This is a genomic window from Corynebacterium mastitidis DSM 44356 (genome assembly GCF_000375365.1).
GTDB classification, from domain to species: domain Bacteria; phylum Actinomycetota; class Actinomycetes; order Mycobacteriales; family Mycobacteriaceae; genus Corynebacterium; species Corynebacterium mastitidis.
Window position 1 is genome coordinate 11,903 of sequence record NZ_AQXB01000010.1, and the last position, 24,206, is coordinate 36,108.

General features: G+C 61.2%; 37 protein-coding genes. 28 read left to right on the plus strand and 9 right to left on the minus strand.

Annotation, left to right across the window (positions count from 1 at the left end; all coding sequences use genetic code 11):
- Positions 1-15 precede the first annotated feature (15 nt).
- Positions 16-1,395: a PepSY-associated TM helix domain-containing protein gene (locus B140_RS12650; RefSeq protein WP_156801764.1), complete on the plus strand. Its 1,380-nt coding sequence runs from the start codon at positions 16-18 to the stop codon at positions 1,393-1,395.
- A 53-nt stretch (positions 1,396-1,448) separates the two neighbouring features.
- Here B140_RS12650 and B140_RS0110850 read toward each other — a convergent pair whose 3' ends face one another.
- Together B140_RS0110850 and B140_RS12655 are read right to left on the minus strand one after the other, a co-directional pair.
- A complete protein-coding gene (locus B140_RS0110850) occupies positions 1,449-2,540 on the minus strand; it encodes a site-specific integrase (protein WP_018119375.1) in 1,092 nt (363 codons plus the stop codon).
- A 109-nt stretch (positions 2,541-2,649) separates the two neighbouring features.
- Positions 2,650-2,964: a hypothetical protein gene (locus B140_RS12655; protein ID WP_040426516.1), complete on the minus strand. Its 315-nt coding sequence runs from the start codon at positions 2,962-2,964 to the stop codon at positions 2,650-2,652.
- 256 nt (positions 2,965-3,220) lie between these two features.
- On the opposite strand from B140_RS12655, the gene B140_RS0110860 reads away from it, so the two are divergent.
- Complete coding sequence (locus B140_RS0110860; RefSeq protein WP_156801765.1) at positions 3,221-3,517, plus strand: hypothetical protein; 297 nt, start codon at positions 3,221-3,223, stop codon at positions 3,515-3,517.
- Positions 3,518-3,882: 365 nt separating this feature from the next.
- On the opposite strand, the gene B140_RS0110865 is transcribed toward B140_RS0110860, so the two are convergent.
- The 6 genes from B140_RS0110865 to B140_RS13910 form a co-directional block, all read right to left on the minus strand.
- On the minus strand, positions 3,883-4,407 hold the full coding sequence (locus tag B140_RS0110865; RefSeq protein WP_018119378.1) for a hypothetical protein: 525 nt from the start codon (positions 4,405-4,407) through the stop codon (positions 3,883-3,885).
- A 190-nt stretch (positions 4,408-4,597) separates the two neighbouring features.
- Positions 4,598-4,780 carry an excalibur calcium-binding domain-containing protein gene (locus B140_RS13470; protein WP_280512665.1) on the minus strand — a complete coding sequence of 61 codons (183 nt, stop codon included), beginning with the start codon at positions 4,778-4,780 and terminating at the stop codon, positions 4,598-4,600.
- 29 nt (positions 4,781-4,809) lie between these two features.
- Positions 4,810-5,421 (minus strand): Eco29kI family restriction endonuclease, encoded by a 612-nt coding sequence (locus B140_RS0110870; protein WP_018119379.1) that lies wholly within the window; start codon positions 5,419-5,421, stop codon positions 4,810-4,812.
- A complete protein-coding gene (locus tag B140_RS0110875; RefSeq protein WP_018119380.1) occupies positions 5,422-6,627 on the minus strand; it encodes a DNA cytosine methyltransferase in 1,206 nt (401 codons plus the stop codon). It abuts the gene before it with no gap.
- 244 nt (positions 6,628-6,871) lie between these two features.
- The gene (locus tag B140_RS13475) at positions 6,872-7,312 is read right to left on the minus strand and encodes an ImmA/IrrE family metallo-endopeptidase (protein WP_342341596.1); all 441 of its coding nucleotides are present in this window, start codon (positions 7,310-7,312) and stop codon (positions 6,872-6,874) included.
- On the minus strand, positions 7,245-7,886 hold the full coding sequence (locus B140_RS13910; RefSeq protein ID WP_026166255.1) for a hypothetical protein: 642 nt from the start codon (positions 7,884-7,886) through the stop codon (positions 7,245-7,247). The genes B140_RS13475 and B140_RS13910 overlap by 68 nt, the downstream gene beginning before the upstream one ends.
- A 449-nt stretch (positions 7,887-8,335) precedes the next feature.
- On the opposite strand from B140_RS13910, the gene B140_RS0110885 reads away from it, so the two are divergent.
- Complete coding sequence (locus B140_RS0110885; protein WP_018119383.1) at positions 8,336-9,130, plus strand: phage antirepressor N-terminal domain-containing protein; 795 nt, start codon at positions 8,336-8,338, stop codon at positions 9,128-9,130.
- A 50-nt stretch (positions 9,131-9,180) separates the two neighbouring features.
- Here the strand turns inward: B140_RS0110885 and B140_RS0110890 are convergent, their stop codons facing one another.
- Positions 9,181-9,828, minus strand: a complete 648-nt coding sequence (locus B140_RS0110890; protein WP_018119384.1) for a hypothetical protein — start codon at positions 9,826-9,828, stop codon at positions 9,181-9,183.
- Positions 9,829-9,932: 104 nt separating this feature from the next.
- On the opposite strand from B140_RS0110890, the gene B140_RS0110895 reads away from it, so the two are divergent.
- From B140_RS0110895 to B140_RS0111010, 25 genes are all read left to right on the plus strand, one after another.
- The gene (locus B140_RS0110895; RefSeq protein ID WP_018119385.1) at positions 9,933-10,715 is read left to right on the plus strand and encodes a phage antirepressor Ant; all 783 of its coding nucleotides are present in this window, start codon (positions 9,933-9,935) and stop codon (positions 10,713-10,715) included.
- 1 nt (position 10,716) lies between these two features.
- Complete coding sequence (locus tag B140_RS0110900) at positions 10,717-10,995, plus strand: hypothetical protein (RefSeq protein WP_018119386.1); 279 nt, start codon at positions 10,717-10,719, stop codon at positions 10,993-10,995.
- Positions 10,996-11,663: 668 nt separating this feature from the next.
- Complete coding sequence (locus B140_RS0110905) at positions 11,664-11,843, plus strand: hypothetical protein (protein WP_018119387.1); 180 nt, start codon at positions 11,664-11,666, stop codon at positions 11,841-11,843.
- A gap of 253 nt (positions 11,844-12,096) precedes the next feature.
- Positions 12,097-12,300 (plus strand): hypothetical protein, encoded by a 204-nt coding sequence (locus B140_RS0110910; RefSeq protein WP_018119388.1) that lies wholly within the window; start codon positions 12,097-12,099, stop codon positions 12,298-12,300.
- Entirely contained in the window at positions 12,281-12,442 is a 162-nt protein-coding gene (locus tag B140_RS13915; protein ID WP_018119389.1) for a hypothetical protein, read from the plus strand. Before B140_RS0110910 ends, B140_RS13915 begins: the two co-directional genes overlap by 20 nt.
- Positions 12,439-12,582, plus strand: coding sequence for a hypothetical protein (locus tag B140_RS13920; RefSeq protein ID WP_018119390.1), 144 nt, complete (start codon positions 12,439-12,441; stop codon positions 12,580-12,582). Before B140_RS13915 ends, B140_RS13920 begins: the two co-directional genes overlap by 4 nt.
- Positions 12,579-12,785 carry a hypothetical protein gene (locus B140_RS0110925; RefSeq protein WP_018119391.1) on the plus strand — a complete coding sequence of 69 codons (207 nt, stop codon included), beginning with the start codon at positions 12,579-12,581 and terminating at the stop codon, positions 12,783-12,785. Before B140_RS13920 ends, B140_RS0110925 begins: the two co-directional genes overlap by 4 nt.
- A 158-nt stretch (positions 12,786-12,943) precedes the next feature.
- Positions 12,944-13,108, plus strand: a complete 165-nt coding sequence (locus B140_RS13925) for a hypothetical protein (protein WP_156801766.1) — start codon at positions 12,944-12,946, stop codon at positions 13,106-13,108.
- Positions 13,105-13,302: a helix-turn-helix transcriptional regulator gene (locus tag B140_RS0110930; RefSeq protein WP_018119392.1), complete on the plus strand. Its 198-nt coding sequence runs from the start codon at positions 13,105-13,107 to the stop codon at positions 13,300-13,302. The genes B140_RS13925 and B140_RS0110930 overlap by 4 nt, the downstream gene beginning before the upstream one ends.
- A gap of 55 nt (positions 13,303-13,357) precedes the next feature.
- Entirely contained in the window at positions 13,358-13,666 is a 309-nt protein-coding gene (locus B140_RS0110935) for a hypothetical protein (protein ID WP_018119393.1), read from the plus strand.
- 93 nt (positions 13,667-13,759) lie between these two features.
- Positions 13,760-14,002: a hypothetical protein gene (locus tag B140_RS13930; protein WP_156801767.1), complete on the plus strand. Its 243-nt coding sequence runs from the start codon at positions 13,760-13,762 to the stop codon at positions 14,000-14,002.
- Between the two features lie 104 nt (positions 14,003-14,106).
- Entirely contained in the window at positions 14,107-14,850 is a 744-nt protein-coding gene (locus B140_RS0110945) for a PD-(D/E)XK nuclease family protein (RefSeq protein WP_169332543.1), read from the plus strand.
- Between the two features lie 402 nt (positions 14,851-15,252).
- Complete coding sequence (locus B140_RS12660) at positions 15,253-15,687, plus strand: hypothetical protein (RefSeq protein WP_018119395.1); 435 nt, start codon at positions 15,253-15,255, stop codon at positions 15,685-15,687.
- 26 nt (positions 15,688-15,713) lie between these two features.
- The gene (locus tag B140_RS13065; protein ID WP_018119396.1) at positions 15,714-16,478 is read left to right on the plus strand and encodes a bifunctional DNA primase/polymerase; all 765 of its coding nucleotides are present in this window, start codon (positions 15,714-15,716) and stop codon (positions 16,476-16,478) included.
- A gap of 558 nt (positions 16,479-17,036) precedes the next feature.
- Positions 17,037-18,158, plus strand: coding sequence for an AAA family ATPase (locus B140_RS0110960; protein WP_018119397.1), 1,122 nt, complete (start codon positions 17,037-17,039; stop codon positions 18,156-18,158).
- Positions 18,159-18,573: 415 nt separating this feature from the next.
- Positions 18,574-18,723, plus strand: a complete 150-nt coding sequence (locus tag B140_RS13935) for a hypothetical protein (protein WP_156801769.1) — start codon at positions 18,574-18,576, stop codon at positions 18,721-18,723.
- On the plus strand, positions 18,720-19,094 hold the full coding sequence (locus B140_RS14660) for a type II toxin-antitoxin system death-on-curing family toxin (RefSeq protein ID WP_083912324.1): 375 nt from the start codon (positions 18,720-18,722) through the stop codon (positions 19,092-19,094). The genes B140_RS13935 and B140_RS14660 overlap by 4 nt, the downstream gene beginning before the upstream one ends.
- 81 nt (positions 19,095-19,175) lie before the next feature.
- Positions 19,176-19,442, plus strand: coding sequence for a hypothetical protein (locus B140_RS0110965; protein WP_018119398.1), 267 nt, complete (start codon positions 19,176-19,178; stop codon positions 19,440-19,442).
- A complete protein-coding gene (locus B140_RS0110970; RefSeq protein ID WP_156801770.1) occupies positions 19,423-19,794 on the plus strand; it encodes a hypothetical protein in 372 nt (123 codons plus the stop codon). The genes B140_RS0110965 and B140_RS0110970 overlap by 20 nt, the downstream gene beginning before the upstream one ends.
- Positions 19,791-19,973, plus strand: coding sequence for a hypothetical protein (locus B140_RS0110975; RefSeq protein ID WP_018119400.1), 183 nt, complete (start codon positions 19,791-19,793; stop codon positions 19,971-19,973). Before B140_RS0110970 ends, B140_RS0110975 begins: the two co-directional genes overlap by 4 nt.
- Entirely contained in the window at positions 19,970-20,647 is a 678-nt protein-coding gene (locus B140_RS0110980; RefSeq protein WP_018119401.1) for a phage antirepressor N-terminal domain-containing protein, read from the plus strand. The genes B140_RS0110975 and B140_RS0110980 overlap by 4 nt, the downstream gene beginning before the upstream one ends.
- 376 nt (positions 20,648-21,023) lie before the next feature.
- Positions 21,024-21,452, plus strand: coding sequence for a RusA family crossover junction endodeoxyribonuclease (locus tag B140_RS13490; protein WP_083912325.1), 429 nt, complete (start codon positions 21,024-21,026; stop codon positions 21,450-21,452).
- On the plus strand, positions 21,439-22,011 hold the full coding sequence (locus tag B140_RS13070; RefSeq protein ID WP_018119403.1) for a DUF3310 domain-containing protein: 573 nt from the start codon (positions 21,439-21,441) through the stop codon (positions 22,009-22,011). The genes B140_RS13490 and B140_RS13070 overlap by 14 nt, the downstream gene beginning before the upstream one ends.
- Complete coding sequence (gene dut, locus B140_RS13495) at positions 22,008-22,472, plus strand: dUTP diphosphatase (protein WP_018119404.1); 465 nt, start codon at positions 22,008-22,010, stop codon at positions 22,470-22,472. Before B140_RS13070 ends, dut begins: the two co-directional genes overlap by 4 nt.
- Positions 22,473-23,485: 1,013 nt before the next feature.
- On the plus strand, positions 23,486-24,061 hold the full coding sequence (locus B140_RS0111010) for a hypothetical protein (protein ID WP_018119406.1): 576 nt from the start codon (positions 23,486-23,488) through the stop codon (positions 24,059-24,061).
- Positions 24,062-24,206 lie beyond the last annotated feature (145 nt).

Genomic DNA, 24,206 nt, shown 5'->3' on the forward strand with positions numbered 1-24,206 from the left:
CGCGACAAATACTGCGTGAAACCACATCGAGAGAGCGAGAAGCGCGCCCCGGGGCGCGCGAGCATGCGCGGCGTCGTTAGTAACGCCCACACCCTGGCTGGGCTGTTGGTGGCCCCCTTGATCCTCGTCGCGGCGCTGACGGGGTTGTTCTACGCCTTTTCCCCGACCCTGGAAAAGCTGGCCTACCGCGAGGAACTCACCGCCACCTCGCAGGAACCGCCCAAGCCCCTCTCGGAGCAGGTGGCGGCGGCCCAGCAGGCCTACCCGGGCCTTGCGCTCAAGGGGGTGCGCGCCTCGGAGAACCCGGGGGACACCACCCGGGTGCTGCTGGCGGACCCGGAGCTGGGCCCGGCCAAGAAGTTCTCCCGAGCCGTCTTTGTGGACCCCGGTTCCCTGGAGATCAAGGGCGACCTGGCGCAGTACGGCACCTCCGGCTCGCTGCCGCTGCGCACGTGGATCTCCCACGGGCACAAGGAACTCTGGCTAGGCCAGCCGGGGCGCGTCTACTCGGAGGTGGCCGCCACCTGGCTCGGCCCGCTCGCCGTGACGGGCGTGGTGCTCTTCCTCGCCACGCGGGTGCGCAACCGCGCCCCGGCGCGGCGCGGCAGCCGCCGCTACGCCAAGGAAAAGCATGCGCTGCTGGGGCTGATCGTGGCGCCGGGGATGATCTTCCTCTGCGTCTCCGGGCTGACCTGGTCCCTGGTGGCGGGCCACAACATCGCCCAGGTGCGCACCCACCTCGACTGGATGGCCCCAACCCCGGACACCGCCGTGGCGGCGCCGACGAGCCTTAAGGCCGAGCCGGGCGCGGCGGGGCGCGATCCCCTGGACACGGTGCTGGACGTGGCCCGCGCGGAGGGCCTGACCGGGTTCATCGACCTCACCGCGCCCAAGGACGGCGAGGGAGCCTGGAAGGTGGTGGAGGCGCGGCAGCCGTTCCGCTTTGCCACCGACGCGGTAGCGGTGGACGGCGCCACCGGGGCCGTGGTGGATACGGTGCCCTTCTCCTCCTGGCCGCTGGCGGCCAGGGCGACCTCGTGGATCATCCAGCTCCACATGGGCACGCTGCTGGGCATCTACACGCAGATCGCGCTGGGGGCCGTGGCGCTGTTCATCATGGCGGTGGTGGTGCTGGGCTACCTCGCCTGGTGGCGCAGGCGGCGGCACCACCGGGCGCTGCCCTCGCTTTCCCCCTGGGCGGCGGTGCCCGCGTGGGGCAAGGCCGCCCTGCTGGCGGCCTGCGTGGCCTACAGCGTGATCGCGCCGCTCTTCGCGGCGAGCATGGTGGTGCTCGTGGCCCTGTCCTTCCTCCTGGAGGCGGTGCGCGCGGCGCGCGGCGGGGAAGGCCGAGGGGAACGGGTGCGCCCCCGGCAGGATTCGAACCCGCGACAGTAAAGCCCGTGACCAGCGAAAACAGGGGCAATTTCCTCAATCTGACTACAATCTGACTACACGATTTTTACCTGTGCCAGCCGCTTATCCATCGCCGCCGCCACCTCATCGAGATCACCATCAAAAAGGTCTGCATACGTATCTAGCGTCATCGCTGCGCTCGCATGGCCTAATTGCCGCTGCACCACCTTCACATTCGCCCCCGAGGACACCATCAACCCCGCCGCTACGTGCCGCAGCCCATGAGGTGTAACGCGCGGAAAATCAGGATCAGCCTTCATGCACCGCTCCAGCGCCCCGTGATACCACCCGTCCTTGGCCGGGAGTTTCATCGGCCCGCCACTACGATCCACCCACAGTAGCCCGTCGGGGCCTTTATCCTGCATGAGTGGCGAGATCATGCCCATCACAAAACGCGGCACCGCCACGACCCGCTGCTCATGCGTCTTAGGGGTGCCAATGTGTATCCTGCTCCCCACCGTCACTGCGTTACGCTCCACGCTGATGCGCCCTCGCAGTACATTCACGTCCCGTACCCGCAGTGCGGAGGCCTCACCCCACCGCAGGCCCACCGTACCCAGCAGCCACACCAACTCTGGGTACTTTGCCTCATCGGCAAGCGTCTTTAGCTGCTCAGCAGTGAGGTACACGCGAGTGCCCTTGGCCTTGCGGGGGAGTTTGATTCCGCGCGCTGGGTTGCGCTCTAGCCGGTGATCCTGCACCGCCAGGTCAAGCACCTGTGCCAGGCACGCGTGAGCTTTACGCACGATGGACGCGGAGCGTTCAATCCCCATGACCCATTCCTGTACCTCTGAGGGCATGATCTCTCCAATGCGCCGCGTGCCCCAGTAGGGCAGTACGTGCACACGCCACGATTGCTCTGTGACGCGCATGGTGGAGGGCTTGAGGTGTCCCTGCATGGTCAGCCACCTGGTGCCGAGTTCCTCGACGGTGATCTTGCGGTGTTGTGGGTCGATCCAGGTGCCTTCGCTGACGGCGACGGCGTTTTTCTCGGCCCATTTTTGTGCTGCGTTTTTCGTGGCGAAGCCGCGTTTGGTGTGGGATTTTCCGTCTGGGCCTCGGTATTGGACGCGCCAGGCGTAGCCGCTTTTGGCGCGGGCGGAGGCGTACTTGGTGATGGAAGCCATGATACGATTGGTTCGATCCTTTTGGGCTGGGTGTGAAAAGGGTCAGTGATGGGTAAAGCCCCCGCAGTGTGTGATGAACTGCGGGGGCTTTACTTGACCGAGGCTGGTATTACTTACCGAAGCCGAACAGGCCACCGAGGGTATCGACGATGCCCTTGGCGGTCTCCACGCCCTTCTTGGCGTTGTCCAGGCGCTTGCCGGTCAGCTCGGCCTGCTGAACCTGCTCCTCGTAGGACTTGCCGGGGCGGACCGGCTTCACATCGGTCTTGATGGTGGACGGGTCAAACTCCGGCTTCTCAGCAACGGGAGCGTTGTCCGGAATGGCCGCCGTGCCGTTGTTAACCTCGTAGGCCATGGCGGGGGCAACTGCGGTGGTGGCAGCAACTGCCAGGGTCGCGGCTGCGATAGTAGCCTTACGGATCATATAGTCCTCCTAGGGGTTGGGGTTGAGGTGCCGTGGCGGGTTGCCAGGCACCGTGGCCGATCATACATTGGCGATGTAGCGGGGGGTGCTGGTTGTGGTATGGTTCGAGCTTCTTTGGTGTTCTTTTGGGGGTAGATTGGGGGTCTTGGTGACTTAATAGCGGGTTGCGGCACTGTTCGTGTGCTAGGGTCGTTAGCCAAGGACACTGATCGTGGCCTATAGTATCGGTTTGGTAGTTCTTAAGGGGTACGCAGGAATGAGTAAGGCGCGTCGTTTTCTAGTGTCGGCTGCTGCGGTGTCTGTCATGGCGGGTGTGGCCGCTGCACCGGCTATGGCTTGCGAGGACCACGAGCAAGAGGCGCAGAAGCCGCTGGTGAATGTGGAGTTTAAGCCGTCGATTCAGCTGGCTGATGAGATTGAGCTGGAAGATTTTGATGAGCTGTCCACCTCGTTTGACGTGGTGACCGAGGCTCAGGACGCGCTGTATGGGGTCGTTGGCCAGGCGCGTGACGCGGCTAATGGTGTGGTTGCTCCGCTGGGGATCACGCTGTAGCAGCATTCCTTTGTGTGTGCGTCGTGTGCACCAAGGAGACACGCAGGAAGAAACCCCCGCAGACTGTGGTGGCCTGCGGGGGCTTTTTGAGGCTGTAGAGTGAGATTAGCAAAGAGGGCCACGGAGTGTCCCGTGGCCCTGATTTTTTATCAGTGAGTGTTGCCTGAAGGCTCTGAAGATTCAGTCTTCCTGGATAGCCGGATGATGCCTATAATGAGCACTGCGGCCATGCCGGGTACGACTAGTTTCACCCAATCGGGGGAATCTCCAGTGAGAATCTTGAGTATGAGAATAACAGCTGCGGCTGCTGCGATTACGCCTATACCCACTCCTCCAGTGAATGATTTGATTCTCTCATTCATTGTTTACTTGATGATGTACTTGTAGAATACGCCGCCACCGCACGAGATGATTGCGATTGCTCCTACACGACGAAGGACAAACTTTGCAGCCTTGTTCCAGTCTGTGACCTGGGACTCAATAGCCTCCCATGCTCCGACTTCAGCGAAGAAGTCAATCCCCAGGCAGGCGCCCACAGCTCGCTTAATCTCGTCCCTGGCGTCATAGGTCTGAATCCGGGGGGTTGTGCGGGTGGGGTTAATTTCTACCTCATTGCCGGCTTCGTCAAAAGCCTTGACCACCTCATCTTCTTCTTTGAGACGAACAACATTGTCGGGGATTGACGAATACCCAAGTTCCTGAAGCAGGGCATTGATCTCTTCGCGCTGATCTTCGGCAAGTTCCACGGTTTGGGGGGCTTGCGTGGCGGTGAGTGACTCTGGGATCGGGGTTGTTTCACTTGCATTAGCGTGAGCGATGCTGGTTCCCGTAAGGGGGATCGTGATGGCAAACGCGAAGGCGGCGATGCGCTGCCCCATGTGCTTAGGCATGCGCTTTCCTCTCTGTGTGGGTACAACCTAGTTCCTAGGACTGTAAGCAGTGTTACATACTTCCAAGAAGTCTGCTATTTATAGCGTGATAGATATTATTTTTGAAAGTGAACCTGCAGTACATCACGCTCATACTGCAGATCTGTCGCATTGTTACATAGAGGCCTCTCCACTAGCGGCCCTTCGAGGGTTAGTTTTCGCAGGCTACGCCGTCGCCGTCACGGTCGAGTCGGCTGCTGTAGCCGGGGCTCCCGGCGTACAGCGGCGCGGCACCAGCGGCCTTAGCTTGGGCGCAACTGGAGTAGTAGGTAGATGCGGGCGCTTCTTCCTGACAGCGTGCCCCTCCTCGGAATGGGGCTCTGCGACTGCATATGTGCCTCTACGACCCTCTACGACCGGGGGCTAGCCGTCTATTTGTTGGCGTAGATAGCGCCGCACGTCTTGTTCAATGTCGCCGGCGGTTTCACCACGATCCGCTAGTTTCTCCGCCCACCCACGCCCAGGGTGGAGGGTATCCCAGCGTGGCCGCATCATGTCCTTGCGGCCTTTGCCCGGGTTGTGGTTGCCCAGGCCGTCAACAATGGCGTTCCACACGGGGCGGTGCAGTCGGATGGCCACCACCTCGGCAAGCGGTATCCAGGTGGGTGCTACTGCGAGCATGCGCACGTGGAAGTCCTCTGCGTTCAGGTTTTGGGCGGCGTCGATGGAACTCCGGTGGTTGCGCACGCGGTTGAACAGTTTTGTCCCTACGGTGACGGTCGCTTGGTTCGCTTCGCCTTTCCGGGCGTTTTCGGCTTCCGCTTTTCCGATGTACAGCGCCCAGGAGCCCGGCTGCTCACGGTTACGCTCGGCGAGGAGTTCGTAGGCGGGAAAGTCGCCGGTGTAGTACAAAGCGTAGATCCCAGCGCCGTCAAAACGCTGGATCTCTGTCAACGGAACGACGGGTTCGTCGTCTAGGGCGCGGGCGATGGAGGCGCCGAGGTTGTCGTAGGACAGGGGATCGAAGGCGACCATTTAGCTCACCGCCCGTAGGTGTCGTTGGATGGGCAGTTGTTGGATGCGGCGCATGGCGGTGTCTCGTTCGAGGTGTTCTGCCACGCTGAGCATCACGGTCTGGGCGAGGTGGACGGGCACGGCGTTGCCGAGTTGGCGTAGTGCTTCTGTCCAGGCTCCGTGGAGGGCGTAGCGGTCGGGGAAGGTCTGGATGCGGGCGGCTTCGCGCGTGCTGTAGTAGCGCACGCTGCCGTCGGCAAAGCGCATCATGTTCTCTCCTCCGGGGACGCCGTGTACCCCGGCTTTGAGTGCCTTGGAGGGCTCATCGAGGGGGGAGCCGGTGTGTCCTTTGTAGGAGCGGGCGCCTTCTTGGAGGCGATGGTCTAGCCAGCCCGGGGTGCTGCGGTCTCGGTGGGGGGTGGGCATATCGTGAAGGGCTTGGCGCACGGTAACCCAGGGGCGGCGCCCATCGTCGTCAGGAAGGTGTGCCGGGGCGCGGTAGTCGGATGGTACGCGGATACCGAAGAGCTCCCAGTAGTCGCCGTGGGCTTGGGAGCGCACCAGCGCGGCTTTACTGTGCGTGGCAGTCGGGAACGCCCAGTTTGCCTCGACGTCTTGGCGGAAGCCCACCATGATGACTCGGTGGCGGCGTTGGGGTACTCCATAGTCGGCAGCATCGACCAGGGTGGTGATCAGTTTGTATTGGAGGTCGCTGCGGATGCTGGTGTGCTCTTTTTGGAGCCGGGTGTAGTGCTCGCGCCAGGATTCACCGTCGCGGGCGCGCAGCTCGGGGTGGGTGAGTCGCAGCTTGATGAACTCGAAGTAGTCGCTGAAGCTGGCGCGGGTAAGGCCCTTGACGTTTTCGATGACGAAGGCGCGTGGGCGTAGTTTCTCGATGACGGCTGTGGTGGCGGGGAACATATCGCGGGGGTCATCGGCGTTGCGGGCGAGCCCGCCGAGGGAGAACGGTTGGCATGGGGGGCCGCCGGTGACAACGTCAATATCGGCGCCATCGGTGACCTCGTCCCAGTTGACGTGCCGTACGTCGTCTTCGATGACGCGGAGGCCCTGGACAAGTGGGTAGCCTGCGGCCGCGTTGGCGCGCATGGTTTGGCATGCCCACTTGTTCCACTCGACTGCAGCGATGTGCTCGACGCCAGCGAGCGCGGACCCTAGTAAGAGTCCGCCTCCGCCTGCGAAGAGCTCTACACCCTTAACCGTCATCATGCACCCTTTCTTTGACTAGCACACTCATTCTATAGAGGCTCATCCCCGCATGCGCGGGGAAAACAAGTACGCCTGGGCTGCGGCCACCTCCGGCTTGGGCTCACCCCCGCATGCGCGGGGAAAACGCTGTCTTGACCGTGACCATCAAGCCCTCCTAGGGCTCACCCCCGCATGCGCGGGGAAAACACTTAACTACCTGCGGCAACACACCACTATACCCGGAATTACATATAACCTTCCCGCCTCATACCGCCTCGCTACAGCAAGAGTCCCACATCTCACGCCACACACCGAGCAAATGCACAGTCACCCCCAGCTCAGCAGCGATCCGCGCAGGCACAGGGCCGTAGATACCCTCCGCGTGAGCATAATCCGACGCCGATACTAAAAGCCATGCTGCCCGCCGATCCGCCGCCGCCTCATGCTTAGGGTCATGCCCGCCAGGGTGATTGTAATAAGCGTGCCCCAGCTCGTGGGCTAGGGTGCAGCGGGACTGGATTTCATCGAGGCCATGCCGCAGGCTGATTGCCCTCCGGCTCGGTATCCACATGCCTTTGGGGCCGCCGGTATGCCACTCCACACTGATCCCGTCCGCCTCCGCTAAGCAGATCAGGTCATCAGTCGATAGGGTCCTCGCCACGTTCCCACCTCTCCTCTGTCTCATCCGGGCTGCTATCGGCAGCATAAAGCTCGGCCGTGGCGGCGGGGGTACTTTCGGTACCCCCGTCTGTGTGGCGCCCACGACGGGCAGCGAGTTCGTCCACGTCCGCGAGGGTGTGGAGTGCCTGCTGTTCGGTTATTGGCTCTTCACCTTCTTGTTTGAGTACGGCGTTGAGGCCGGCGGTGCGGCGGGTGATCTCCTGCTGGAGGAGTAGTAGCGCGCGGGCGATATCTTGCCCGTCGAGGGTCTTGAGACGTTCGGGGGCGCGGGCAATGTCGGCGAGGGCGTCAGCCAGGGTCGCAGGATTGAGACGCCGCGCGAGCTCAAGAGCAATCTCAGACTCGGAGGCATTGTCAAGGAGGCGGCCATCTGCATCCATGTAGGCCATAACCTCTTCGTCTTCTAGGTGTCCAAGCTCTACGAGAGCATCAACGGGATTTACCTCAAGTGCTCTACAAACCGTGATGAGGTCTGTGGCGTTAAGGCCGTCATTGATCCGGCGATTCGCCGTCTTTCGGGTGACGCCTAAAAGTTCAGCTATGTCGGCATCTGTGACTCGGCTATGCGAGGTTTCCGAGAGCCACTTTTTTATGTCCATACCTCAAGGCTACTGGGTAGTTTTCTACCCGTCAAGTGGGCATCTAGCAGGTCATATGTAACCGATATTCCCCCATTCAGGGTAGGCAAGGTTGCATGTCTGGCGACTGTGTGAGTAGATTTTGTACCAACGGCTTGAAGAAAGGAGGCTGAAAGGGAATGGTTCTACTCTCCCTGAACGAGATTGACCGGGTAAAGAGGCTTAACGGGATCACGTCCTGGGAGGCTCTTGAAGAGCGATCTGGGGTCACCCGCAAGACCTGGCGGCGCGCTGCCAGGGAGCGCGTACCTACCGACACCGTTATTCAGGCGCTTTACCGTCTTGGCGCTCGGCCAGAACGAATCCTGGTGGCAGAGGAGGAACCTGTGGCCGCTGGTCGTGTCGCAGCATAAGAAAACCCCGCCTGGCAGGGCGGGGAAAAGAAAACCTAAAGATAAGGAGGACCGTACATGAGTACTGAGCTGGTTTCAATCCCGTTCCACGGGAGCACGGTGCAGGCCGTGGATGTTGATGGTGAGCCGCACGTGGTGTTCCGACCCATTCCCGAATCGCTGGGTTTGGATGCGGATTCGCAGATGAAGAGACTACGGCGCAAATCATGGGCCTGCACGGTCAAGACGACCGTGCAGCTTCCCGGCGATACTCAGACGCGAGAAGTCACCGTCATCGACCTGCGCACGTTGACGATGTGGCTCGCCACCATCGACGAGAACCGCGTGTCCGAGGAGGCCCGCCCGCTGGTGGTTGCCTACCAGTCCGAAATCGCTGACGTCATCGAGTCGTACTGGACGCAAGGTGGGGCGATCAACCCGCGCGCCACGGGTGAGCAGTTGGATCGTCTCCAGCAGAGCATTGACCATGCGAAGGGGCAAGCCCAGGTCCTATCCCTGTTGAGGGGTGTGGTGGATGCGCAGCATCTGGAGGCCAAGGGGCGGGTTGTGTTGGCTCGCGCGTTGGGTGAGACCCCTGAGATTGAGGCTGGAGAGATGCCCCTGTATACGGAGGATTATCTGCGGGAGAAGGGTATGCCGGAGGGGTGGGTGAAGCGTCACCGCTCGGTGTTTGGGCGGCGAGTGAAGAAGGCGTTTATCGAGGCTCGTGGGTATGAGCCGTCGAAGGCCCCTGGTGAGGTTGGGGGTAGGGTGCGCAACATTTTGGCCTATACCCAGGATGACCGCCCGATTTTGGATGCGGTGTGGGATTCCCACTACGCAGAAACGTTCCCGGAGATCACCGCCGCATAAATCAGATCACGCCGCATAAGCCGCATAAACAAGAAAGGAGGTTAGCAATGTCAACTGTCCATAGTGAACGTGATGTTACCGCTCTGGTCCTCGCGACAGCTCAGGCTGTGCTTGATCACGTCTCCGCATTCCCGCCCGCCGGGAGTGGTCCACTGCAATACAGCCACGATGTCGAACTTGACTGGGATTCGTCCGTCATGGATGGGGTGGGGGCCCAGGAAGTTGACGGTATTGGGTCTTTGCGCACGAGTCTTGGTGAGAAGCTGCGGGTAAATGCTCTCCGCGTTGAAAGGGAATTGCTTTCCAAAGGTCACGCGCGGTGTGTTCCGGCAGATCCATATGCCGGGGGCTATCGGTTCTCCCGTGGTTTCTGCCGTGGCGTAGATGGTGAGGTTGAGTGCATCGTGGGGGCTGCTATTGAAGATGAAGATTTCCCCATTGTGTTCGACCCTGAATCCCCACTGATACTCGAAGTCTTCGCCAGCGACCTTCAGCGCTCGCCCGCTGATCGTGTTCGCATCCTCTGCCAGCTTGTTTGCATCTACAGCGATGCGATTCGCTTCGGTGGCTTCCGTAAGTGCCCCCTTGGCGATGCGGTTCGCCTTCTTCGACTCGCGGTGCGCGAGTTGCGCGAGCACTACACCCGAGAGGCCAGTGATGGCGCCAGCAATGCCGAAGGCGATTGACCACGAATCCATGCGGGTAATGCTACCGCACCGAAAACTACACAACGAGAAAAGAAAACCCCCCGCCTGGCAGGGCGGGGAACAGTAAGAAAAGAAGATGGAGGAGATTGTAGCAGATGAGTGAGTTGATTCCCATCGTGACTACCGATGAGGGTGTGCAGGCGGTGATGGGCCGCAGGCTCCACGCCTTCCTGGAGGTGGCAACACCTTACGATAAGTGGTTCCCACGCATGGTTGACTATGGCTTTTCCGCAGGTCAGGACTTTTCGACAGAAATGTCGGAAAGTACCGGCGGGCGGCCTAGGACTGACCACATCGTGACCTTGGACATGGCTAAGGAAATCTCCATGATCCAGCGCTCCGAGAAGGGCAAGCAGGCCCGCCAGTACTTCCTGGAGTGCGAGCGCCGCGCCAAGGAGGCTGCGCCGCGTGAGTTGACGGGCCGGGAGTTAATGGCCCGGGCCTTGATGGAGGCGGACTCCACGATCAAGGAGCTGGAGGCTACGTCGGCGCGCCAGGCGGCCGAGCTGGAGGCCGCCGCGCCGAAGATCACCTACCACGACGAGTTCGTGGCGCAGTATGACCTGATTCAGTTCCGCACCCTGGCAAACCAGTTGAACCTCAACGAGGGGCGTCTCCGTGCAATGCTGGCTGCGCACAGGTGGATCTATGACGATCCGGTGTCCCGGTGGTCGAACTCCAAGGGGAAGAAGGTCACGGTGCATCGCTGGCGGGCTTACGCGGACAAGAAGCCGTACTTTCACCTGGTGCCGCAGCATGAGGCACCGCGCCTGAATGGCGAGGTGCAGCAGACGTTGAAGATCACCCCTGCAGGCGCGGCGGCCATTGTGCGCGCGGTGCAGCGCTGGGGCGGGCAAACCGAACTGGAGGTGGCGTGACATGGCTTTGCGTGACGTGAGCGGTTTCCCGGTGGTGGACGCTGATCGGAGTGATTCTGATGAGTGGTTTGGCCGTGAAGTGCTCTGCGAGTTCGGTATGGCCGAGGCGTATGTGCCAGAGGTGGATTCGTGGCGGCGGCTCCCGTTGAGGCTGAGCCATAGTCAGAGTGCGGGGATTGCGCTGGAGGTCGGCCCCTACGATTTCTCCGAGTCGGAGTTTTCCGACCTAGAGGCAGCGGTGAGGGCAATGCGCGAGGTGCTGGATCGAAATAAGGGGTAGGGCGGTGTGATCCGTCTGGGGCGCTGCTAGTAGCCACTCCCGGTGCGAGGCCGGGGAGCGCGCGGGGATACGTGTATCCCAAATTATCGACACAGTGATGTATTTGCTGTGTGTGTTGTATCAAAAACTCAATAGTGCATAGCGCTGGTGAGATACGGGACGAAAAGGTGCGTGGGCGAGCGTGGTTCTTAGATCGTCAAGACCTCACAGTAGTCACCCGAGTAGTCCTACACCGTGTGGTGGGGTAGCGCCCCCACGCGAGGCAACGACCAGCGCGGATACAAATACCAGGCGCGCGACAGGTGCAACTCACCCGGTTCAAGTCCGGGCGCGCGCACTAGGGGGTGGGGTGTCCAAGCAGGTTTTGATTCTTGCCCTGTCAAGGGCCACCCATGACGGCGCTGATACCCCTTCGCGTCGAGGTGGCACCTGCACCCCACCCCCCCCGTACTGAGGAAATTCAAGAAAGAAGGTGATTTTATGAATATAACTATCGTTATTTCGGCCATATGTGCCGCTGTTTCTACCGCCTCCGCGTTCATCGTATGCGAGAGGCTGAAGACGCTCAGATTCTACTGGGAACTGACTGAAGGGTACGACACGAGCATTACGACACGTGAGAAGCGCTTACAGGCCCAGATCGACGAACTCAACAAGAAACCTGTCCGATGGGCATGATCCCGGAGGGCCTGTCCAGGGCTGAGCTTTTCCTCATATACAAGGTGCTGGTGAATGTCCAGCAGCAGGCCGAAAAAGAGAGCTTTTTTAAGGACCACACTCGTGAGGCTTTGCAGGCCGCGAGGGAAGAAGTATTGCGTAAAGCTCAGCTTTCTTCATATTCGGCATAAGAAGAGGCCCACGCCTGGGTACCAGCCAGGCGTGGGCGTGATTTCTAGGTAAGGAGAAACCGATGACGAGGCTAGTCTCTCAGGACGGCCTGCCGCTAATTAGCGCTAACGAGGCTGCTGTCCATCTGGGGCGGCACCCAGACACAGTGCGAACCATGATGCGGTGCGGGGATTTGCGCGCGGAGAAACCAGCCGGGCGCTGGTACACCACCAAGCAGTGGTGCGACGAATATGTGACGAACGGGGCGGCGGCATGAGCGAGCTGGACGAGATGACTGGTGCGATGGCTGGGCGTGCCTGGCGGCAAATCGCGCGCCGGATTGGGGAGATCAACGCTCGTACCCGGTTTTATAGCGGTAGGCAGCATGAGCAGATTCGGGACATGATCGCCTTGGCGGAGAAGTGGGCGCGTATCGCGGATGGGAAGGCTGGCAAGCATGACCACCAGCGATTCTGAGCTCACGGCTTTGGCGGAGGTGGTGGGGGTGCTGGAGCCGGAGCACTACGACGGGCGCGAGGAGTGGGCCGTCGGGATGCTCATGGCCCTGTTCGTGTACGGGTTGACGGTCATGGCGGCGGCGGAGGTGGCGCTACCGTGACGAAACCCCCGCACTACCTGCCCGGGGCGCTGCGCTACATCCTGCGCCGCCACCGCGACCAGATCAGCGTTGATCTCACCTACGCCCTGGAAAACGCCATCGACATTGCAGAAGATGATCTTGAAAAGGAGGAAAAGTGACACCACAAGAAGCGATTAGGGAGTTGCGGCCAGAACAAATCGCCGCCCTCAAGATGCTTGCCGGAGGCAAGAAGAAACCTAGCGAGGAGAACCTCCGCGACCTGGAAAAACTCGGCCTCATTATTGAAATCGATGGCCGCTGGCTGACCACCACACTAGGGTCCTACACCCTAAAAGCACACTCCGACATGGGGAGGAAATAATGGCGCTTATAACACGAATTGGGCGGTGCGAGAACTGCCAGCGCACCACGCAGCTCCGCACCCTCCAGCTATGCCACTCATGCTGGAAGCACCGAGACCAACCCGGATACCAGCCCTGGGCCCCACGCAATCACACGAAAGGCCCCGAGGGGGTGACCGTGGCGGACAAGCTGCGGGATGACTGGTGGCACTTCCAATCATTCCTCGGCAGATACTGGGCCGTCCAGCGCCTCGCAGATGCCTACAAGTGCAGTGTCTCGACCATCGAGAACTGGGTGCGTATCCACGACCCGGGCCCGATTGAAGAACCGGTGGCAGCATGAGCGCCCCACTGACCATCGAAGACATGCTCACCCGTTATCCGGGTACGACGAAGCAGTCCTGGGCGCAGCACCGCTACCGGGGTACCGGCCCGAGGTTCATCAAGGTGGGTCGCCGCGTCTACTACCGCCTGGAGGACGTGGAGGCCTGGGAGGAAACCCAAACCCGCACCGCAACGAAGGAAGAGGCGCTATGAGCAGAACACCCGCCATCCCAGCTTCTATCTATCAACCTGGAAAGGGAAACTAGACATGGAACTGCAATTCGTCGAGGAGAAGGATATTCCCCAGCTTCGAAATCACTACCGCACCAATCCGATTGACATTGAGATAAGGGAAAGTCTCATTGCCAATCCCGGGAAGTGGGCAATCTACCCGTGGGAAAAGCGCTACCCCGATAGGAGTTTTGATTCTGCGTATTCGTCCGTATACAACAAGACGAAATCCACGCACCGGGGCGCTTACGTGCGGACCGAAAACGGGAACTTTGAAGTCCGGCGCAGCGGAGCAGAACAGCGTGTGTATATCCGCTACGTGGAGGCCGCCGATGTGGAGCAGTAAGTGGCCCAAGCACCGGGCTAAGGAGGCTCAGCGCCGGTGGATGAAGCGCTGGGTGAAAACCCACGGCGACCCGAAGAACGAGAAACGTGAAAAATGACCAGACCGAACCTCGCTGACCTACGCCAACGCATCAGCCAGTTCTACAAGTCGGCAGAAAAAGAAGCCCAAGACTGGGACGCCACCAAGAACACCTACATGCGCGGCTACACATCGGGCCTCATGTCCGCATACCACCAGGCAGAAAACGAAATCATTTCCTTCATGAATGACGTTCTCACCGAGGTATGCAACGAACACCGGCCCCCTGACATAAAAGAATGGGAAGGGGCATCATGACCACATTCACCCAACCCGACGCCCCTCACTGGGGAGGCAACCGCGACATTGGCCGCGACAGGTGGGGTAGACCGCTTGTCACACCCCCAGGCGGCGGAGAACCAGTGGGCTACACCCGCTGCACCACCTTCATCGACAAGCTCTCCGACAAGAGCAACCTGATCGCATGGAAAGCCCGCATGACCGCCCTCGGCATCGCCACCCACGATGAACTGGCATTGCAGATCGCTTCCTGTGACCCGGAGGACACAAAAACTCTCAACAGGCTGACGAGCCAGGCGGCGGACGCTGCTGGGGCAAGCCGGGCCGCCACCATCGGCACCCAACTCCACGAGGCCACCGAACGCCACGATCTCAGCCAGCCTGCAACCCCGTTGGGCAAGTACCAGGCCCACCTGGACGCCTACACCGCCGCCACGAAAGGGATCACGTGGCACGCCGTCGAGCAATTCCGCGTCCATGACGACCTCCAGATAGGAGGCACCGCCGACCGCGTAGCGCTCATCGGCAACGAACTGTTCATCGCGGACATTAAGACCGGGGGCCTCTACGACGTCGGCAAGATGGCGATGCAACTAGCCGTCTACGCCCGCAGCACCCCCTACAACCCGGCCACCGGGCAGCGCGAACCCGACCCCCACCCCGTGAACCAGGAACGCGGCTTGCTGATCCACCTGTCGGAGAAAACCGGCACGTGCGAACTCCACTGGCTCAACCTCACCCTCGGCTGGGAAGGCGTACTACTCGCGCAGCGGGTAGACCGTTGGCGAAGATTCCACACCAATAAAGCCACCCGTGGCGGAATGATCCAGCCCTACACCAATGAGCCGCCAGCCTTCACCTGGTGATGAGCCTCCGCGCCCACCATGCGGCCACCACGAACGCGACGACCACCACGCCGCATTCCTTCACCAGCGCAACCCCCACCTGGCGGGACGACCCGCCACATGCCCCCGATGCCTCCAACCCGTGTGGGCAATCCTAACCCCCGGCATGGAGCGCTGCTGGCACGGCTGGCCCAACCACCCCTGCGAGTACGAGGAGTACGCCGTTGAACCCCACAAAGCCCCGATTAACTACCGGGGGCCGATCGCCACCTACACAGAAGGCCTCTGGTGGAAACACAACCCCCAACCCGCCGGGTACGGGGTATGCGCACACGCCATCCACCAATGCCCCGGCCTCCACCGCGATGCCCCCGGCACGCAAGATTCCCTCTTCTAACCCCAGTCTCGAAAGGAGACCCCCTCATGTCCATGTTCGCACAACCCGCCTCCAGCACCGGCCTTGACCTGAAGGCCAACGAAGGTGCCCTGTTGATGATTACCCCCACCGAGTTCAAGGAGGGCATCACTACCGCCTACGGCACCTCAGACGCGGTAGCCGCCAGCGTGGTGATCCTCGATGGCCCCAACGCCGGAGAGGAAATCGACGACACCCTGATCTTCCCCAAGGTGCTCCAAGGCCAGCTGAAGAAGTACATCGGCACCGGGCAGCTCTGCCTGGGCCGCCTCGGCAAGGGGCAAGCCAAGCCCGGCCAGTCCGCCCCCTGGATCCTCGGGGACTTCACCGAGGCCGACGCCCAGCTCGCGCAGCGCTGGATCAACTCCAAGAAGAACACCACCCCGCAGCAGCCCAGCAGCACCCCCACCACTGGTGCCGCCTCCGGCGACGTCCCCTTCTAGCCCCTAGCACCCCAGGAGGACACCCCATGATCCTGACCACCCCCTGCAAAATCTGCGGCCAGGACATGGACACCTCCTGGACCCCAGACCAACCCCCACCCACGCACCACCCGGCCTGCGATACAAGGCCCGCCGAGGAGAAAGCCCACGGCCCGCACCCCAAACTCGGGAAACTCGCCGCTGCTGCACACCACGCCACCCTGCTGATGGCCCAGGCGGCCCCCACTTCGACAGGCTCCCCACAATGGGAGGCCTTCGATCACGCCTGCGAAGCCGTCCACGCCGCCCAACAGGCGATCCTCAACGCGGATAAATCCAAGGCCGCCGCCTACTATGCTCGCACCCTCGGCTGGCCCGTATTCCCTCTCAAACCCGGAGGCAAAGCACCCCTGACCCCGAGGGGCTTCAAGGACGCCACCTGCGATCTCACGCAGGTGGGCGCGTGGTGGGAGACGTGGCCGAACGCCAACATCGGCCTGCCGTGCGGGGAGCACTTCGCAGTTATCGACGTGGACGTGCCCTACACCGAAAACCAGTGGGATGCCCTCGCCGCCGACCCGAACCTACACGTCTACGGGCTCGCGCACACCGCCTCTGGAGGCTGCCACGCCTACATCCTCCCCGAAGAAGGCCCGGACAAAAACGGGGTGAACATGTTCGGCCCCAAGATCGACTACCGCACCCGTGGAGGCTACGTCGTCGCCCCCTACTCCACACGAGCCGATGGGGCACCGTGGACATGGATCACACCACCAGCTACCCGCATCTACAACCCGCAGGAAGGACGGTGACACCCCATTGTGGCTTGGTACGAGAAATACCTCACCACCCCCGCACCGACCGGGGCACCTGCCATCCCCAGCAGCGTACAAGGGGCATTGGTGGGTGACCCGCAGGCCGCCCGCTACGCCCAAGGGGCGCTGCGCCGGGCGTGCGATGAAATCGCCCACGCCCCCGAAGGCACCCGCAACCACACCTTGAATGCTCAATCCTGGTCTGTAGGCCAGCTGGTGAAAGCCGGACACCTAGCGGAGGGGGAGGCGCAGGAGGCGTTGTGGTTGGCGGGCAGAGAGTGCGGGCTGCCAGATGCGGAGATTGCGCGTACTGTACCGCGCGCTATTGACCAGGCGGAGGCGAGGGAAGTACACCTCGACCCCAATAAGGCCCCTAGTAGCCCGCCTGAGGGCGGAAACATCGCCTGGCAGCCCAAGCCCAACACCCCACCAGGGGGCAATAAGCCGCCTGGTGGGCGTATAGAGGCCGATTCCACCCCCAGGGGAGGGGAAGCAGGCGGAGATGATGAGCAGGGGGCCGGAGAACATGCAGAAACGGAGGAGGATACCCTCAGCGTGGAGGAAGCCGGAAGAATCCGCTTCCAGCACGATGTTGCCCTAGAGGCCCGCCGCCTGGCCGTCCACGAGGAGGCTAAACGCCAACTCGACGCTGACCGGGCCGCCCACACCCTCGCCAATCTCACCCCGCCTATCCCGCTCCCGGATTTCCTGGCCGTCCAAGACCCTCCTGTGCAGTGGGTGCTCGAAGGCCTCCAGCCGGTAGGTACCCGCGCTCTGCTGGCCGCCCAGGCTAAATCCGGAAAGACCACGATGGTCGCCAACCTGATTAAATCCCTCGCCGACAGTGAGCCGTTCCTGGGGGATTTCCTCAACCACTTCGACGGCACCATCACCCTGGTTGATGATGAGCTTGATGAGCGTATGTTGCGGCGGTGGCTGGACCGTGTGGGGATCGCCCACCCGGAGCGTATTCAGGTTGTGCCTCTGCGGGGGCGGTTGGGGACGTTCAACATCACCGAGTCGAATGTCCGCGCCCGCTGGGTGGAATACCTCGCCGGTACCGACTACCTCATCCTGGACTGCCTACGCCCCGTGTTGGACGCTTGTGGGCTTGATGAGTCTAGGGAGGCGGGGGTGTTTCTTAATGCTTTCGATGAGCTGATGGTGGAGGCGGGGATTGATTCGGCGCTGGTGGTACACCACATGGGGCATTCCACGGCCAGGAGTCGTGGGGATAGCCGGATCATGGACTGGCCGGACGCACTCTGGCGGCTGGTGAGGGAGGAGCCGGAGGAGCCGTCCTCTGCCCGCCAGTTTTCGGCGTTTGGGCGTGAGGTGGATGTGCCGCCCCAGACGGTGCATTACCGCGAGGGGGTAGTAGTGCTTGCCGGGCAGTCTGCCCCGGTGGTGAAGCGCTCCACTGAGCCGCTTTCGTGGGTGATTGAGACGTGGATGAATGAGGCTCGGGGTGAGGGTAAGCCGGGGAAGTGGTGGGAGGATCACGCCAGGATTGATCAGGATGCGGGACTGTATGCGCCATCACGAGATGGGGTGCGCGAGTCGATCCAGTACCTCGTGCAGGAGGGGAGCCTCGTACAGTCCCGAGAAGGTAGGAGGGTGCTGCTGTCGCTCAACTCGGATCATGAGCGGGTGATTGAGGTTGTGGCTGGGGGTTAAGGCCTAACCGCCCTGTAAACCCTGCCCGCGATAGTGGGGACTCCCCATATACGCGGCATAAACCCCCAGCTCAGTACGCATTTTCGGTGGCAGAAAATGACCGCCGCGAACGTCCCGCGCTAATGGGTAACCCCCACTAATTTCCCTAAAACCCCAGCTCAGGGCATAAAAAATAGCCCCCAAACCAGGAGCTAAATGCATTTGCGCTTCTAGCGGCGCGACCGCATTGAGCGGCGCTTGCAAGCGCAAGCATAGCATCCTGAAAAAAATCCACCAAAACATCTACCCCCAAAAAGAGCAAAATGCCAGCACAACGCTACCCCCGCCCACCACCCAACAACCGGCCAGCAGGCATGGAAGGGGGAGTAAAACTGATACCATCAACACCCAGCACAAGCCGAAAGGAGGCCAAGCCATGACCCCAAACCTCACCACCGAACACACCGACCCCTTCCTAGGCCTGCACACCCCAGGACAAGAACTCGACTACAACGAAACCACTGAAGCAGGACGCCGCCAAGCCACCAGATGGGCCGAAACCCTCAACTGGCTCGCAGATAAGTGATCCCCCGGTACGCCCTTGACCTAAGCGCAGTAATCGAATTCAATGCCGAATTTAATGGCCCACACTGCCTACTGGACAGGGGGAAGCTGGAGGGTGCTTTAGCCCGCCCCCTCACCACAATCTTCGGGAAACCGCTTTTCCCTACGGATTACCACCGTGCCGCCGCCCTACTGGAATCCCTCGCTTTAGCACACGCCTTCATCGACGCGAATAAACGCACCGCCTGGTGGGCGTGTGTCACCTACCTAGACGGGTGTGGTATCTACCTAGCCGCAGACCCTATAGAGGCCGGGCAGATCGTCATAGACGTGGTGCGGCATGATCGAGATATCGACGATGTGGCTCGCTGGCTCTTAAAGCACGCCACATAACCCCCCACCCATTAACCACCCCCTGTTATCGCTTTTTGATGACGGGGGATTTTTCATGCCCAAAACCGAAAGGAGACCCCTATGAGGGAACCAACCCACCCCGCAGACCAACCCGGCGTCTACGAAATCCGGGCCACCATCACCACAAGCGGCTGGCTCGACGACCCCACCGACGACCGCGAGGTAGACACCTACCTCCGCCAAGCACTCGCAGACCGCGACTCTGCGGAAGTCGAAGTAGAGCGGGAATACGACCCCGGAGCCACCAGGGTGTACCTGGGGGAGGAATACGCAGAAATACAACTCGAATACGAAAGGGAATGGGAATATGACCATGACGAATACTGATGATATTCACGAAATCATCGGAGAAATGCTGGCCCTACAGGAAACCTTGAAGTGGGCCCATGGCAGCGTGGAGGGAATACGAGACACCCTCATCTCGCAGACCGCGACGGGAACTCCCTCAAAGGGCACGCTCGAGCACCTGGAATACCTCGAAACCGAAGGGGACTATAAGAACGCGCCCGGGGGCACCATCGTGGCCGCTGATGGGGGCGAAGCCTACACGCGGCGTGGTGGCTGGATACGTGGCGATGAGGTGTACGGCTCTCGCTACATGGCAGCCATGCCCCGTCGTGTCCTGCGTTGGGGGTGGGGAAGCATGAGCCCCCTCACCGACGCTGAGGAGGCCGCATGATCGACATCTACCGCGCCTACGCCACCCGCACCGATGGTGTGACCCAGGAAATCTACCGAGGGGATAGCCGCTGGGCCGCCGAACGCGAGGCCGAGGCCCGCCGTAAGTGGGGGTGGACAGCCTGGGTCACCCAAACCCCCGCAGGCACCGACACCGAACAGAAAGTGAGTACCCCGTGAATCAACTCGAAACCATCGCCTTCCACGGCACCCAACTCCCCGTCGTCGAAGTCGAAGGACAACCCCGCGTCGTTGTGCGCCATGCCTTCGATGAGATCGGCGTGCAAGGCAAGTGGCAAGTCCAGAAGTTACAAAAACAGCCCTGGGCCGACATTTCGTCAGTACGTGTTTCCCTTACTTATGCAGGTCAAGAGCAGATTAAGAGGGTTCTCACCTGTGACGTAAGGACGTTTTTGATGGCTCTGGCTCAGATTCCTGTAGGCACGGTCGCTGAGCATGTACGGCCCACTCTTGTGGCCTACCAATGCGAAGTCGCTCGCGTCATCGAAAACCACTTCACCAACCGAGGCGTCCAAGACCCTGTGCGTGATCCCTACACCTGGGACTGGGACGAAGTAGCAGCCCTACTTGGGCAGCGCTACGGCATCGACATGGACGTCAATGCCCTGCTGCGGGCCTTGCGCGACGGGGGAGTACTCAAAAAGACCAACCACCCGAAAAAGGCGTACCGGGATTGGTTTTGGTTCACCGGGTCTGCCTGGAACCTCCACCCCCATATCCTGCCCCGTCTAGCCCGCAAAGTCGCTGAAACCCGCAAAGTCCTCGGCGATGTACAGGCTATCCAGCTGGAGCTGGCGCTAAATCAGCAGATCGGAAAGGAACTCGCCGCATGACCTTGACGCGCACGTCACCACCGGGGATACTGGGAAGCGACAGCCCACCCCCTGAGACTGTCGAAAAGGCGAAGGGCCTCACCAGCCGCCTAAAGCAAGTGAAGCCCTTCGTGAGGCTAGTTGAGCAGCCACGTAGCAGCATCGCGGATTATCTCCGCGATTTCAGTGGCTATCAACGTCACCAGCACCTGGAATGTGATCTGGCGGATCATGTTCCAGGTGCTTCCTTTATCAGGAAGCGACATTCACCTCACCTCCCTCCAACGGTAGGAAACGAGCCATGCGGCACGCCCCACCCTGCGGTGGAGGTATCGCACCGCACGAGGGAGCCGGATTACTCCGGCCTAGGTGAGTATAGCGAGCAGCAGGTGGCGATATGACCTCCCCAATCCGCTTTTTCGTGCCGGGCCTACCGGCACCCCAGGGCAGCAAAAGGCATGTCGGGGGTGGGCGGCTGATTGAATCCTCCCGCGCCGTCAAGCCCTGGCGCACAGCAGTTGCTCGTACAGCCCGGGAGTACATAGACCGGCCTCTGGAAGGGCCGGTGGAAGTACACGTGGAGTTCAACATGCCTCGTCCCAAAGCATGGGGGCGTAAGCGCGATGATCCGATGACGGTCAGGCCGGATTTAGACAAATTATTGCGCGCTGTAGACGACGCCTTGACCTGCGTAGCATTCCGGGACGATTCCCAGGTCACCCGGCTTATCGGGCACAAACGCCGCGCGCCCCACGGCGCCCCCACCGGGGCACTCATCACCATCTACCCCCTGACCTCAAAGGAGGCACCCCATGACCACCTATGACCCCATCAACCCCGACTACTACAGGGTCGGTGGTATCGAAACCCTCGCCCTGGCTAGGGAATTGACGTTCTGCGCAGGCAATGCCGTGAAATACCTCGTGCGCTCCTGCCGCATTGACGCAGTACACAAGGCAGATCGTATCCAAGATCTGCGCAAAGCCCGCCGCTTCATCGAGGAGGAGATCAGCCGCCTAGAAGAAACCCAGGCCGATTCTGATACGGCGTGGCGGCAGCAGCAGGTCGCAGAAGAAGCGATTGAGGAGGGCTACGCGCAGACAGCAGAAAACCTCACACCCCTAGTCGATGACTACGGAAATCTCTACTGGGGGCACCTAGGATGCGCTAGCCAACCAGAAGTGGCCGACCGGGGTAACGTCCTTATCGAGCAGTGTGTCTACCAGCGGGCAGAATACCCGGATGCTCCCATCGCCCTCCAAATCCTCACCGACGACGGCACCCCGTACAAGGGAATCATTGGGCTGGGGGTAGACGACGCCACCCGAATCGGCCGAATCCTGCTGGAAGCCGCCCGCCTCGCCGAGAACCAGGAGGCAGCATGACTACGCACCTGCCTGTCATCGCCCGCCCTGGGTATGAGCCGACCCGCGCACATCTAGGCGATGCGGGCCTTGATCTCAGGGCTGCTCACGATCAAACGATCACCACTCCGGGGCATGCCGCCTGGGTATCCACCGGAGTGAAAGCAGCGATCCCTGAAGGGCATGTAGGGCTGTTGATGGCTCGGTCGAGTCTCTATAAGCATGGTCTTGAGCTTGCTAACGCCGTGGGGGTCATTGACGCGGGCTATCGGGGTGAAATTATCGTGGCGGTGCGCAACATCCGCTATAGCCTGCTCGCCTTGCAGTCCCTCGAGCCAGGGGATAGAAGTGCGCATGTCAAAGCAGGCCAACGCATCGCCCAACTGCTTATCGTGCCCATCGCCATCCCCGAAGTGAAACTGGTGAACACCCTGCCCGCCACCGAGCGCGGCACGGGCGGGTTCGGCTCCACAGGGGCCTAGGTCATTTTGCCTTGACCCTGCCTAGTCACCTCATGCATGATGGGTAGTGGACAAGCCACCCCCGCCTGTCCGATCAAGACGAAAGGGCCTCACAGCCGCCAAGCACATGAGACCCTTTCAGGCGCTAGCCGGTAACTAAGACCCAAAGCTCACGAACTGCATTCGTGAGTCCGTTAGTTACTAGCCCAACGAAGGCCTGCCAGCACAGCGTAACGAGTAGCTGGCGGGCCTTTGTTCGTATGCGGTAGAGAATCCTACGCATCCGATAGCACCTCCTCTCACCGCTGTAGAAATGGCCCGCACTACGGTGTGGGCCTCAGCGCTGCGGTGGCGCTAAGCACCGCAGTGAGAGGCCAGGTTTTGCCTGGCAGAGATAGATTACAGGCAAGGGGGAATGGAGCCTAGCCTCGCCGCTGGGAAGGCCGCTGCGCGTGCCAGGTGCGCACCTCGGAGGCGTCCCACAGGGGGGTGCGGGCGTCCAGGTGTGCCACAGGGGCGGGAGGCATGCCTTTACGGACATAGCCTCGCCAGGTAGTAGGACTCAACCCACAATGCTGAGCACACATGGCCCCCGTCCATAAAGTGCGCCCAGTGTCGCTATCCGTGATGTGGATGTGCATGGCGGCGCTCAAGCAGGGCGGAGCGAGTGTCGAGGGCTAGGCACAGGGTGGCTGCCGTGGCGGTGATGGCTATTGCAGCAGGGTGGGCATGTAGGGCGATCATGGCGATGGCTATGCCCACGGTGACGGTGGTCATGGTGTTCCTCCGGGTATCGTGGTGGGCGGTGGGTTCCCGGCTACTTGGTCTAGCCGGGAACCTGCCCTTTTTCCTTTCTACTACTTCTTGTGGCGCTTGATCGGATGCTTTATGAAGTGCTCTCTGGTCTTGAGGATTCCTAGCCAGATCGCTAGAAGCGAGCCGATCAGTTCTATCATCTTCCACCTCCTTTCTGTTGGTGTACCTCCATTATAAAACTCTAGAGTTCTATCTGTTAAGTCAAGGAGACTGAAGCCATGGACGAATTCCAATTCCGAAACGACGCCAGAAAACTAGAGTCGCTCTACCGCGACCTCGACACCGCCAAATACCAATCCCTCGACACCAAAGCCGAACGCACCTCCCGCCCCACCCCAGGCCCCGCACTCCCCGGCCAAGACTGGGCCATCACCCTCGACGCCGACATGTGCGACCGCCTCATGGAAATCACCTGCGACGTCCGCACCCACATCACCCCCGGCGTAGCACTCCGCAAAGACGGCCCCCACCTCTGCGAATACCTCGCCCTCCACGCCCAACCCATCTCCGAGCTCGACTTCGCCGATGACGTCCACGACGAGGTACGCGACCAAATCCGCCACCTCATCCCCAAGCTCCACCCCGATAGCGCCGGGGACATCGCCGCCCGCCCCGAGCGCTACCAGACCACACGCTCCATCCTCACCCGCCTACAGGCCATGGGGCACCACGTCACCCCAGACCAGCTCCGCAAATGGGGGGAGCGGGGCCACATCACCACCCGCAACCTCGGCACAAGGGGGAGGGGGTATCGCATGTCTGAAGTCCTCGAGCGCATAAGGGGAGGGGGATAACCCCCGCTACCTGCACTGTCCGAACATGGTGTATACTGGCATGTGATAGCACCACTGACCCTGACCCCACCACCGGGGCCAGGGTCTTTTGCGTGCTCACCCACGGCACACACCGCCACAGGCACGAGGAGCATGGAGGTGAGCC